This is a genomic window from Pengzhenrongella frigida, from assembly GCF_004168625.1.
Classification (GTDB): Bacteria; Actinomycetota; Actinomycetes; order Actinomycetales; family Cellulomonadaceae; genus Pengzhenrongella; species Pengzhenrongella frigida.
Genome location: NZ_SDWW01000071.1, coordinates 1 through 12214, shown reverse-complemented (window position 1 = coordinate 12214; position 12214 = coordinate 1). Strand labels below are relative to the sequence as shown.

Here is a 12214-nt window from a genome sequence, read left to right as displayed (position 1 = left end):
TTCACATCCTGCCGACGGGGACCCGTCCTCGTCTCACGACCCCCGCGTCACCAACCTCATGAGCCACAACACCTAGGCGGGCGCCAACTCCACTGATCGCAGTCCCGATGCGCGCAGAGTGTGGCGAGGCGCCTGGATCGCTTGGTGTGCAGGGTCGGGTGCGGTCGCCTACGCCGCGAGACGGGCGGTGACCTCGTCGAGGAGCTTCTGGGGTTCGAGCCACATGGACGGGTACTCCCCGTTCCACAGCTGAGTGCCATCGGGACCGATTAGGACGAAAGAGTGTCCGGGGAGGCCTTCGTGCATGCCCTTGCCGAGGGTGTCGTAGGCCTTGGAGACGGTGCCGTCGTCGAGCAGGACGGGTGAGGTGACGCCGTACTGGTCAAGGTCGGGCTGGATCTGGTCCCGGGTGTTCATCACGATGGGCAGGATGGTGATGCCTGCGTCGGCGAAGCCCGGGTCCTTCTCGATCGCGGCCAGCTGCATGGAGCAGGAACCGCAGCCGGCGCCTTCGTTGAAGTACAGGATCACTGGCTGACCGCTGAAGTCGCTGAGGCTGACGCTGGTGCCGGCCGTGGTCGGCAGGGTGAATGCGGGGGCCGTGCGCTGGCTGGCGGACGCGTCGGGACGAGACGTGAGCAGGCCGACGGTCACCACTGCGGCGATGAGGACCAGCGCACTGGCCCACGCCCCCAGCTGGATGCGGCGGCGGTTGCGGTGCGTCCTGGCTCGGGCCATCGCCTGGGCTTGTGTCAGTGCTTCGCGCTCTGCCTTGCTTCGGGTGGTCATGCGTGGGGCTCCTTTGGTGCGCCGAGGGTCTGTGCCGTCTCGGGTGGGGTGGTGTCGGCGTGGCAGTCCGCTGGTTCGTCGTCGTCGACCGGCCCGCGGTGCAGGGTGGCGATGACGAAGATGGCGGCGACGGCGAGCAGCCCGAACCCGAGCACGGCCTCGGGGACGGGCGCGAGCCACGTCTGTGCGCGCTCAAACGTGCGGGCAAGGTTCTCGCCGATGGCGCCCTGGAATGCGGAGCCGCCACTCATCTCCCCGGCCGCGGCCAGGTAGAAGATGCCTGCACTCATGATCGTGAAGGCGACCGCGACCCCGATGTTGAGCGTGTTGGTCGCCAGCACCCGGCCCGCGACGCGGATCCGGACGGGGTGCGCACGCATCCACCGGCGGTCGGACAGGTGCACCTTGTCCCACACGAGGGCCATGACGAATAGGGGGAAGACCATGCCGAACACGTATGCGAGGCCCAGGGTCAGTCCGCCGATCGCGGATCCGGACAGTGCCGAGAGAGTCATTACCCCGGCCAGGACCGGGGCACAACAGCTCGACGCGATCCCGGAGAACACCCCGAGGGAGAAGAAGCTCGCGGTGTCCCCGCGGGTGGTGTCGGGAGAGGCGATGAACGACGGCAGCGACCACATCCGCCCGGACAGTGACAATGCCGCCAGGACCAGCATCAGGACCGCGCCCGCGTAGTACAGCGGTGCGTGGTAGTTGGCGATGGCGCCGGCCAGCAGTCCCATGCCGAGAGTGATGGGGACCAGAACCAGGGCGAGGCCGGCGGCGAACACGAACGTAAGCGGCAAGAGTCGCCAGCGCCGGTTCTTGACCGCCACAGCCATGTAGCTCGGGGCGAGGAACACGATGCAGCACGGCGCAAAGAGCGCGACGCCCCCAGCGAAGAACGCCGCAAGCACGCTGCCGGTCGTCAGCAGGTCGCCCATGGTTAGCCCCCCATCGGGGAACCGTCGCGAGCCACGGCGTGCTCGACCGCGACTTGCTCGAGCAGTGCGGTGAGCTTTTTGCGCGGCAGCCGTCCCGCGCTGAAGAACCGTCCGTCGACAAGGACGAGCGGGCTCATGGCGGGTCGGTGTTTCGCGGTCAGGAGCCGACCCTCGTCGGACTCCAGCGCAACGACCCGCAGGGCCAACGGGAATCGCTTCGCCAGGGCCGACAGCGACTGTTCCGCGTCGTCACAGAAGTGGCACGCAGGGGCGTGGACAACAGTGATGTCGACCCAGGTCGCCCCGCGCGGGAGGTCCTGCGCAGTGCGGGTTGACTTGCCGAACATGGGTCCTCCGAAGCGATGGCGGCGCGGGCGCGCCGGGCGCCGCTGGAATGAATACTCGGGCGTCTGACCCGCATAGAGCCCGTAGAGATGATGAAGATTCGATGAAGTAGTCGCTCATCGTCGGTCGGGCGGAACTGAGCGGCGGAGTCGGCGCGCGAAGATGGGCACATGTCAATCCCCGCGCCCGATCCTCGGCCTTCTTCGGTGACCCGGCCTCGTGTGCTGGTCGTGGACGACGAGCTTCCTCTGGCCCGGCTTGTCGCCACCTACCTTGACAACGACGGGTTCGAGGTCGAGACAGCGGGGGACGGCGAGGCCGCGATCGTCCGAGCCCGCGAATGGGATCCGGCCGTGATCGTGCTCGACCTGGGTCTGCCAGGTGTGGACGGCATCGAAGTCTGCCGCGCTGTGCGGACCTTTTCTGATTGCTACATCGTCATGCTCACCGCCCGCGTCGAGGAGATCGACAAACTGGTCGGCCTCTCGGTGGGGGCCGACGACTACCTCACCAAGCCCTTCAGCCCCCGCGAGCTGGTCGCCCGGGTCCGCGCGATGTTGCGCCGACCACGACGAGGCGAAGCCGGAGCTTCTGACGAACAGCTTTCCGAGTTCGGTGCCCTGTCGATCGACCTCGAGGGGCGAGAGGTCCGCGTGGCGGGGGAATTGGTCGACCTCACCCGCACAGAGTTCGACGTCTTGGCCGCGCTGGCCGCACATCCCCGCATGGTCTTCACCCGGACCCAGCTCATCGAGGCGGTCTGGGGTGGTGCATGGATGGGCGACGAGCACCTCGTCGACGTCCACATCGGGCACGTGCGCCGCAAGCTCGGGGACGACTCGTCCGAGCCGGTGTTCATTCGAACGGTTCGTGGTGTGGGTTACCGGATGGGCCCCGGCGAATGAAGCGGGTCAGGTCGTGGATCAGCGGGCGCAGGGACCTCGGTACCCGACTGCTCGGGGCGATCCTGGTCGTGGTGATGGTGGGAGGCGCAACGGCGTGGGTAGTCGTCGCAGGGATTGGGCCTGCGATCTTCCACAACCACATGGGCCACATTGGTGGCTCGAGCGCCTTCGCCACGTTGCACGCAGAGGAGGCGTTCCGCACCGCCTCGGCCCTGTCGTTGGCGCTCGCCCTAGCCGCAGCACTCCTCACCTCCGTGGTGGTCAGCATCTTCGTGGCTCGACGCGTTTCACGCTCCCTCACTCCGGTGACCGAAGCGGCTGGCCGGGTGGCCGGCGGCGACTACACCGCTCGGGTCCCCGCCGTGGGCATGGGTACCGAGTTCGACGACCTCGCCGAGGCGTTCAACACCATGGCCGCGGACCTGGGCCGGATCGAGGTGAGTCGATCGCAGATGCTCGGCGACCTCGCCCATGAGATGCGCACCCCGGTCACCACGCTGGGTGCCTATCTGGAGGCGATCGCAGAAGGCGTCGAGCAGGCCGACGCGCCAACCTTGGCCATGCTCGGCGACCAGGTCGCGCGTCTGGCGCGGCTCAGCGAGGACATCGCCCTGGTCACCACCGCCGAGGAAGGACGCCTGACGATGCGTCGCACGATCCTCGCAGTGGCGCAGGTCGTGGCAGACGCGACCGCCCAGGCGACCCACCGATACACCACAGGTGGAGTGGGCTTGGATGTACGGGTCTCGCCGATCGCCGCGACCACCATGATCGATGCCGACGCGGATCGGATCGCGCAGGTTCTCACCAACCTGCTCGACAACGCATTGCGACACACCTCGCCCGGGGGTCGGGTCACGCTGATGGCTGACCGCGCAGGTGCGTCAGTTCGCATCGTCGTCGCCGACGATGGCGAGGGCATTCCCCCCGACCACCTGCCGCACCTCTTCGATCGGTTCTACCGGGTTGACACCGCCCGAGACCGCGGACACGGCGGATCTGGCGTCGGCTTGGCCATCGCCAAGGTGATCACCGAAGCGCACGGCGGAACAATCACCGCTCACAGCGATGGGCCGGGTCGAGGCGCGGTGTTCACCGTCACGCTGCCCGCAGTCGGGGCGACCTAAGGCCTCTAGACCTCGGGTTTGTGGCGCCCGCGAGATCTTGCAGGCATCGCGGACGGCCGGTGGGTTCATCGGTTCGTCGCCGATCCCCACGCCGACGAAGGCATATCTGCCAACGGGGGGCTCTGCCCGCCGGAAGGCACGAACGGGGTCCCTCACCGAGGAGCAACCTGACCGCCTGTTGCCAACCGCTGCGAATGGCCGTAAGCAGGGCGTGGCGCTCGCGGCTGGCCTGACCGCTCGGCTAGGCGTCCCGGCGTCCCGGCGTCCGTGGCCGGCGGAGAGGCTCCTCTGTCATTCCTTCATAGTTTCTTGCCTCGATCGCTACAGCGGCAGGGCAGAGTAGAGGTAGTTCGGAACCTGTATCGCGGCTGCACGCAATCCGAACTCGCTTGGCGCCACGGCGCGCATCGGGACTGACGGTCTTTTTGCGCGACCACTCACTCGTCTCTCCAGGCGTTGCGGGAAGGCTGGGGTTGTCTACCACGAGCGAATCTACTCATAGCCGAATTCCTGCGCTCGGTACGGGACCATTTCCGGATACGAAGAAGATGGCAGAATGGCGAAACTGAGTGCTTCTTTGGAGAACAATCTAAATAAGCAAGGATTTGAGGATCTCGACGCAGAGGCCAAGTCCTGCTTCGCGATGCCACTGCGATTCACCCCCGCCGTTGGCACAATTCTGATTGTGATCGGGCTGCTCTCCCAGTCGGCCATCTGGATCGGAATTATGGCACTCGTTGCCTTGAGCGGGAGCATTTGGCCGAAAGGGATGGCCCTTGATCTGGTCTACAACCTCGTCGTTCGACGCATTCTCCGATCCCCGCCACTTCCTCCTACGCCAACGCCGCGACGGTTCTCGTATCTACTCTCCACTGCAATGCTGGCAATCTCGGCATTGTTCTTCTATATTAGAGCGCCCTTGCTCGGCTCCATTTTTGGAGGAACTGTTGCCATCGGGGGAGCAATTCTGACCGGCAGCCTCTGGTGCCTCGGATCCTGGATCTACAGGCTGTTCCTCGGATCGAAACGGAGAGTCCGGAAATCTGGTTGAAGCGTTCCAAATGGTCTTGGTGTGTCGGGATGCTAGATGAACGCCGTGTCTGAAACGGGTCCGATAGCGATCCGGCCGAAACCTAAACGCTCTCGAGAACGCCACCACGGACTACATCGTTGGTTCCAGCACCCACACTAGAGCCGTACGGCGAAATATACCCACATTTCTCCGCCGAGAAGAAGGCCGCCGTTACGGTCGCGCCCCGGTCAAGACAACGTCTGACACAGCCGAGCCAGGAATCGGCAGAGCCTGGATTTTCAGCGCCGCGCCGGAGTCGATTCGAGAGATTCTTGCCGGGTAGCGCCAACTCCTGACTCTCACAGGTGGATGGGCCGCTTGGAGTAGAACTCCAGGTCAGCGGTGTGCGGGAGGTTGATTTGGGGCACTAAGGGGTGCCGGTAGTCTCACGATGTGTCGCCGTTCGTGCGCAAGGTGAAGACCGCGTCGGGAGCGACGGCGGTGCAGATCGTGGAGAAGCGGTCCGGGGTACGGCGGATCGTGGAGCACGTCGGCTCGGCGCATGATGAGCTCGGTCTGGCGCTGCTGATGCAGGGTGACCTTCGATTCGAGCGCGGTCGCCGTCGGATTGCCTTGGCGGCCGTACGAATAACCCGGCATCTCGCCTTTGAACACGCGCGCCAAGTCGTGCCGCGTCGGGGTAGCCGTAGGCGGCAGCGAGGTGCATCGGCTTGTGGACCGGAAAGTGTTCGATGGGCAACTCGAGATCCGAGTGCAGGATCGTCGTTGTAAATCCGGTTTTCACGCAGTGCCCCCATCCGATGCCTGGGCGCGAGCGACAAGCACGTGGGTGCGCATCGGGTACGCCAGCACGCCGTCGATCACGTAAGGCTGCAACGCCTCGCGCACGTCCCGCACGAAGCGCTCCCGCGCGTCTGCCGACAGCTTCGCTACCGCATGCCGCGTGGACGGCGAGCCACGCGTCATGCCTTCCAGAAACGATTGTATGGAACCGAACTGCGAGACGCCCTCCTCGGTCCTGAGCTCGATGCCTGCGAAGCCAGCCTGCGCGGCCGTCGCGCGAATCTCTTCCGTATTCGAGAACGAGCAGGCGCGCTTTGCCGGTGCCGCATCGACCCCGAGCCGTTCGAGCTCCTGCACGACCACGTGATGTCCCTTGTTAGATTCCAGCGGTCCCCAGAAGCTCGCAACGAGCCTTCCCGAAGGCTTCAGCACGCGGCGTATCTCCGCAAAACCTTTCAGCCGGTCCGGAAAGAACTGCAGCCCCTGCAGACACAGCGCGAGATCGAACACGTCGCTTTCGAGCGGCATCTCCAGCGCGCTCGCACAATGCCACTCCATCGGCGTCTCACTGCCGCGTGAAAGCTGCCGCGCGAGCTCGATCACGCCGGGATCGATGTCAATGCCAACGGCCCTGCCCGTCGGCCCGACGTGTGCCGCCGCGAGCCTTGCGCCGATGCCAGTGCCGCATGCGACATCCAGCACATGCTCGCCGGCCTTCGGTGCAGCGAGCCCCACCTGGAGCTCCGTCCAGTGCCGAAACATGCCGGGCACCATGTGCTGCTCGTAGGCTTCCGCAACTGTCGTATCGATTGATTTCTCTGACGCCAATTTCGAGATCCTATTTCTTCCCGCACAGCTTAAGGTTGGTTCGCGTCGCGCGCGCGATCGAAATCAAAGTATCGCATCCGGCCTGACTCTCACAGGTGGATGGGCCGCTTGGAGTAGAACTCCAGGTCAGCGGTGTGCGGGAGGTTGATTTGGGGCACTAAGGGGTGCCGGTAGTCTCACGATGTGTCGCCGTTCGTGCGCAAGGTGAAGACCGCGTCGGGAGCGACGGCGGTGCAGATCGTGGAGAAGCGGTCCGGGGTACGGCGGATCGTGGAGCACGTCGGCTCGGCGCATGATGAGCTCGGTCTGGCGCTGCTGATGCAGCAGGCTCGGGAGAAGCTCGCCACGGGTCAGGACGAGCTCGATCTGGGTCTGGCGCCCGCGCCGGTCGCGGGGACGCCCGCCGCGCGCGTGGTGTCGAGCTCGAGCCGGTGGCTGTGGCAGGTGCTGGCTGATGCTTACGCCCGGTTGGGGTTCGACGCCCTGGGTGACGAGGCGTTCCGTGCGCTGGTCCTGGCGAGGTTGATCGAGCCGACGTCGAAGGCCGACACCGTGCGCGTCCTGGACGAGATCGGCGTGCCGTCCCCGCACGTCAACACCTTGCACGCCGCCCTGAAGCGGGCGAGGGCGAAGGACTACCGCGGCCAGTTGGCGGGCGCGTGCATGGCGCACGCGACCCGCATGCGCGGGACGGCGGCGATGGTGCTCTACGACGTGACCACGCTGCACTTCGAGGTCGCCGACGAAGACGACCTGCGCAGGGTCGGCATGAGCAAGGAGCACCGGGTCGACCCCCAGGTGCAGGTCGGGCTCCTGGTCGACCCCACGGGCTTCCCCCTGGAGATCCAAATGTTCGAGGGCAACAAGGCCGAGACCACCACGCTGATCCCGGTGCTGACCGCGTTCGCCGAACGGCACACCGTCACGTCGATGGTCGTGGTCGCCGATGCCGGGATGCTCTCGGCGGCCAACCTCGACGCGATCGAGGACGCTGGGTTCTCCTTCATCGTCGGGTCGCGCCTGGTCAAGGCCCCCTACGACCTGGCCGACCACTTCGAACGCCACGGGAACTACTTCACCGACGGGCAGATCTTGGAGTCCGCCCGCCGGATGGGGACCGGGAAGGGTGCCCGCTCACGGCGGGTGGTCTACCAGTGGAAGTTCAAGAGGCAGAAGCACGACGACCGCACGATCAACCTGATGATTACCAAGGCCGAGAAGATCGCTTCCGGCGCGGCCCCGATGCGCAAGGCCAGGTTCCTCAAGGTCACCGGCGCCAGCAAGGAGTTGGATCAGGCCGTCATCGACCGGGCCCACCAGCTGGCCGGGCTGAAGGGCTACGTCACGAACCTGCCCATCGAGCACATGTCCGGACAGGCCGTGATCGACGCCTACCACGACCTGTGGCAGGTCGAACGCTCGTTCCGGATGACCAAGTCCGACCTTCGGGCTCGGCCCGTGTTCCACCACCAGCGCGAGGCCATCGATGCCCACCTGACCGTCGTGTTCGCCGCCCTGGCAGTCGGCCGGCACCTCCAAGACGCCACCGGAGCCACGCTCAAGAAGCTCGTCCAGACCCTGCGCCCCCTGCGCTCGGTCGTCATCGCCATCGGCGACCAGACCATCCCCGCCGACCCGCAACCCGACACCGATGCCCGCGCCATCCTCGACCGCCTACCCCCGATCAGCCCGGGGCACTAAGCCTGTGAGAGTCAGGCCGGAGTCGATTCGAGAGATTCTTGCCGGGTAGCGCCAACTCGTCCGTGAATCTTCAATCGAGTGGGTCTCAGTGCGGCGGACAGTGCTCGTTGTAGTTGATGCGGATTGGTGGGGCTTGATCCCGGCGTGCGTCCAACCCCCGTGACCTTGCGAGAGAGATTCTGCGGTCGGCTCGAATCGCGACGCCCAGCGGATCGGTGTGCGCAGGGCGTCGCGCGCTGCTCAGCTCACCCGGATGAAGGTCGGGTTGGACTGCCAGATGCTCCGGATCTGAATGGTCTGGCCGGGGCGGGGTGCGTCGACCTGCAGGTCGCCGCCGGCGTAGATCGCGATGTGACCGGGGGACCAGATGAGGTCGCCGGGCTGGGCGTCGGCGCGGGAGACGACCGTGCCGACCTCGCGCTGGGCCGATGAGGTGCGGGGCAAGGTGATGCCGACCTGCGCGTACACGTAGGACGTGTATCCCGAGCAGTCGAACCCGGCCGGGGTCGTGCCGCCCCACAGGTAGGACACCCCGACGTAGCGGGACGCGATCTCGACGATGGCGCTCCCGTTCGCGCTCGCCGGCGCGGCCGCGCCGATCGCGGCGGCCGGGGCCGCTTCGGCCGGCACAGCTGCGCGAGCCGCGCTACGCGACGCGGCAGGCGGGGCGGCGCGGACCGGCGGGGGCGGCGGGTCGGCGACGACGGTGAGCGGTGGAATGTCCAGGGACCAGGACGCGTCGTCGGGCACGGCGACGACCGGCGAGGTCGCAAGTGCCGCGCGTGCGCCTGCGGTGAGGTTGGAGGTGTCCACGGCGGCGTGGCTGGTGGTGTTCTCGGCGGGCACGGTAGCCGTTGCAGGTGCCGCGATCACCGACATGATCAGTCCGGAGGACGCCGCGACGACGACGGACCGACGACTCACCACAGAGAGGGTCCCGGTCGCGGTAGTGGCGAGGTCGGACAGGGCGGTGACGGGTCGACCGGCTGATCGGTGGCGGGGAAGACTTGAGCTCACGGGCATGGGGACCTCTCCGGTCGCCTTCGGGGTGAGCTGTCGGGTTCGGGCGGGAGTATGCGCCCGGCCGATCAACGAACGATCGGCTTCACCCCAAGGACACCGACTGCCGGTGTCCGCCGTGCTTGGGTCCCCCGCTCCTGCCAGCGAGACTTCGAGGGGCCATCGGTGGTGGCAGGACTCGGCGGTCCACCTCAGGCCACCCGGGATCGCCCCGGGGTGAGCAGACCCTAACTGACTCGATCCGCAATTGTCACGGTGAGGTCACGGAGCCATCGGTAGATGGAGTCGGGTCAGCCCAGGTCGCGCGGGTTGCCCGATCGGGTAGCCCCCTCCTGAAGCGGCCGGTTGCGGGTCGGCTCCTCGCCGTCGCCGACTCGGTGAGGCCACGAGTTGAGCTGTCCATGAGGGGGTCGGGATCCAGTAGATGGTCCGCCGCGGAGAATCTTCGGCGGGTCACCTAGCCTGCCTAGTGTGACCAGCCGACCGAGCGCGCCGTGCGCCCCCGCCGTGCACACCCTCGGGTGCACGGCGTGGTGTTGTCGCTGACAGACGCGTGAGGTCCGGGTCCGCCCCGTCGGCTGAACCCCGGACATCCCCCGCCATGCGCGCCGCGCACCCCGTCCGTCCGCCGGGGTAGCCGTCGGCGCCGGGCGTCCGCCCGAACCCGAGGACCACCATGACCGCGCCCCGCCCCGACAGCGCCGCCGCCCCCGCCCCACGCGCCACCCGTCCGAACGGCCAGTGGGCCGTCGACGGACGCACCCCCCTGAACGCCAACGAGGTGATGAAGGCCGAGGACAACGGCCTGAACGTCCGCGAGCGCGTCGAGCAGGTCTACGCCGCCGGGGGCTTCGACTCGATCACCGCGGACGACCTCCGCGGCCGGCTGCGCTGGTGGGGCCTGTACACCCAGCGCAAGCCCGGGATCGACGGCGGCCGCACCGCCACGCTCGAGCCTTCCGAGCTCGAGGACCGCTACTTCATGCTGCGCGTGCGCATCGACGGCGGCGCCCTGACGACCGGGCAGCTGCGCACGATCGGGGAGGCCTCCACCGAGTTCGCCCGCGGGAGCGCGGACGTGACGGACCGCCAGAACATCCAGCTGCACTGGATCCGGATCGAGGACGTCCCGGAGATCTGGCGGCGTCTCGAGGCCGTGGGCCTGAGCACGACGGAGACCGCCGGGGACGTCTCGCGAGTCATCCTGGGCAGCCCGGTCGCGGGCATCGCGGCCGACGAGATCATCGACCCCTCCTGGGCCATCGGCGAGCTCGCCCGGCGCTTCATCGGTGACCCGGAGCTGGCCAACCTGCCGCGCAAGTACAAGACCGCGATCACGGGCCACCCCAGCCAAGACGTCCTGCACGAGATCAACGACGTCGCGTTCGTCGGCGTCGTGCACCCCGAGCTCGGCCCTGGTTTCGACCTGTGGGTCGGCGGCGGGCTGAGCGTGGCGCCACGGCTGGGTGAACGGCTCGGCGCGTTCGTCAGCGAGGAGCGCGTGCCGGAGGTCTGGCTCGCGGTCACCCAGCTGTTCCGCGACTACGGGTACCGACGGCTGCGCAACAAGGCTCGGATGAAGTTCCTGCTCGCCGACTGGGGCCCCGCCTGGCTGCGCACGGTTCTGGAGGACGAGTTCCTCGGCTATCCGCTGCCGGACGGCCCGGCCGCGCCGCAGCCGACCCGGTCCGGTGACCATGTCGGGGTGCACGAGCAGAAGGACGGGCGCTTCTACATCGGCGCCGCCCCGTACGTGGGGCGCGTCTCCGGACCCTCCCTGAGTGCGGTGGCCGACCTGGCCGACAGCGTCGGGTCGCACCGCGTCCGGCTGACCCCGTACCAGAAGCTGCTCGTGCTCGACGTCCCCGCCGAACGCGTCCAGGACGTCGTGACCGGTCTGCGCGCGAACGGCCTCGAGGCCGAGCCGAGCCCGTTCCGCCGAGCCACCATCGCGTGCACCGGGATCGAGTACTGCAAGTTCGCGATCGTCGAGACGAAGGCGACCGCCATCGGCGCCATCGACGAGCTCGAGTCGCGCCTCGGTGACCTGCCCGCGCTGACCCCGATCAGCCTGCACCTCAACGGCTGCCCCAACTCGTGCGCCCGGATCCAGACCGCGGACATCGGACTCAAGGGCCAGCTCGTGATGGACGACGACGGCAAGCAGGTCCCCGGCTACCAGGTGCACCTCGGCGGCGGTCTCGCGTCCCCCGACCGTGCAGAAGCCGGGCTCGGCCGGACGGTCCGCGGCCTCAAGGTCACGGCAGACGGCGCCGCAACGTACGTCGAGCGCATCGTGCGCCGGTACGTCGCCGACCGCCAGGTCACCGCGACCGGATTCGAACCGTTCGGGGTCTGGGCCCACCGGGCCGACGTCGACGCCCTGCAATGAACGGACCCGGCCATTGGGAAGCGAGCGGTTGAACAGTTGGCGGCTGCGGTTTCGTCCGAGCGAGGCGCCGCCGTGGAGCCCCCGACGGGCCGATGCATAGCGACCGCGAGGCCGTGTCTGCACCGCTCAGCACCACCAACTGCGCGAGGGTCGGGGTGGGACTGGCGGCGAGACTCGTCGCGCTGCTCGGCGCTCTGACATTTCGCGTACGGAGCGGGAGGGTTGAGCTGTCGGGGGCTCGCCCGCGCGCTAGCGCGCCCCGGCGTGGCGCCGGGCTATCGGTACTCGGGGTTCGGGTGGTCGAAGCGCTCGCCGGCATCCCATGCGCTGCGCTGGTTGCCGTGGGC

General features: G+C 67.6%; 10 protein-coding genes and 1 riboswitch. Of the genes, 5 read left to right on the top strand and 5 right to left on the bottom strand.

The window, feature by feature from the left end; genetic code table 11:
- Positions 1-168: 168 nt before the first annotated feature.
- The 3 genes from EUA98_RS18590 to EUA98_RS18580 are packed head-to-tail and all read right to left on the bottom strand — an operon-like array spanning position 169 to position 2080.
- Positions 169-789 (bottom strand): peroxiredoxin family protein, encoded by a 621-nt coding sequence (locus EUA98_RS18590; protein WP_130104183.1) that lies wholly within the window; start codon positions 787-789, stop codon positions 169-171.
- Positions 786-1733 (bottom strand): cytochrome c biogenesis CcdA family protein, encoded by a 948-nt coding sequence (locus EUA98_RS18585; RefSeq protein ID WP_130104182.1) that lies wholly within the window; start codon positions 1731-1733, stop codon positions 786-788. The genes EUA98_RS18590 and EUA98_RS18585 overlap by 4 nt, the downstream gene beginning before the upstream one ends.
- Positions 1734-1735: 2 nt before the next feature.
- The gene (locus EUA98_RS18580) at positions 1736-2080 is read right to left on the bottom strand and encodes a thioredoxin domain-containing protein (protein WP_130104181.1); all 345 of its coding nucleotides are present in this window, start codon (positions 2078-2080) and stop codon (positions 1736-1738) included.
- A gap of 168 nt (positions 2081-2248) precedes the next feature.
- On the opposite strand from EUA98_RS18580, the gene EUA98_RS18575 reads away from it, so the two are divergent.
- The 3 genes from EUA98_RS18575 to EUA98_RS18565 all read left to right on the top strand — a co-directional run bounded on the left by EUA98_RS18575 (position 2249) and on the right by EUA98_RS18565 (position 5161).
- Positions 2249-2983, top strand: coding sequence for a response regulator transcription factor (locus EUA98_RS18575; protein ID WP_130104180.1), 735 nt, complete (start codon positions 2249-2251; stop codon positions 2981-2983).
- Complete coding sequence (locus EUA98_RS20365) at positions 2980-4110, top strand: HAMP domain-containing sensor histidine kinase (protein ID WP_130104179.1); 1131 nt, start codon at positions 2980-2982, stop codon at positions 4108-4110. Before EUA98_RS18575 ends, EUA98_RS20365 begins: the two co-directional genes overlap by 4 nt.
- Before the next feature lie 556 nt (positions 4111-4666).
- Complete coding sequence (locus tag EUA98_RS18565; protein WP_130104178.1) at positions 4667-5161, top strand: DUF4395 family protein; 495 nt, start codon at positions 4667-4669, stop codon at positions 5159-5161.
- 762 nt (positions 5162-5923) lie between these two features.
- Here EUA98_RS18565 and EUA98_RS18555 read toward each other — a convergent pair.
- A complete protein-coding gene (locus EUA98_RS18555) occupies positions 5924-6754 on the bottom strand; it encodes a class I SAM-dependent methyltransferase (RefSeq protein ID WP_130104177.1) in 831 nt (276 codons plus the stop codon).
- 183 nt (positions 6755-6937) lie between these two features.
- Here EUA98_RS18555 and EUA98_RS18550 point away from each other — a divergent pair, with 183 nt between their 5' ends.
- On the top strand, positions 6938-8455 hold the full coding sequence (locus EUA98_RS18550; RefSeq protein WP_207219158.1) for an IS1634 family transposase: 1518 nt from the start codon (positions 6938-6940) through the stop codon (positions 8453-8455).
- Between the two features lie 240 nt (positions 8456-8695).
- Here the strand turns inward: EUA98_RS18550 and EUA98_RS18545 are convergent, their stop codons facing one another.
- On the bottom strand, positions 8696-9379 hold the full coding sequence (locus EUA98_RS18545; RefSeq protein WP_350339519.1) for a C40 family peptidase: 684 nt from the start codon (positions 9377-9379) through the stop codon (positions 8696-8698).
- 100 nt (positions 9380-9479) lie between these two features.
- A riboswitch (cyclic di-AMP (ydaO/yuaA leader) is annotated at positions 9480-9631 on the bottom strand.
- A gap of 520 nt (positions 9632-10151) precedes the next feature.
- On the opposite strand from EUA98_RS18545, the gene EUA98_RS18540 reads away from it, so the two are divergent.
- On the top strand, positions 10152-11867 hold the full coding sequence (locus EUA98_RS18540; RefSeq protein WP_130104175.1) for a nitrite/sulfite reductase: 1716 nt from the start codon (positions 10152-10154) through the stop codon (positions 11865-11867).
- The last annotated feature ends 347 nt before the right edge of the window (positions 11868-12214 follow it).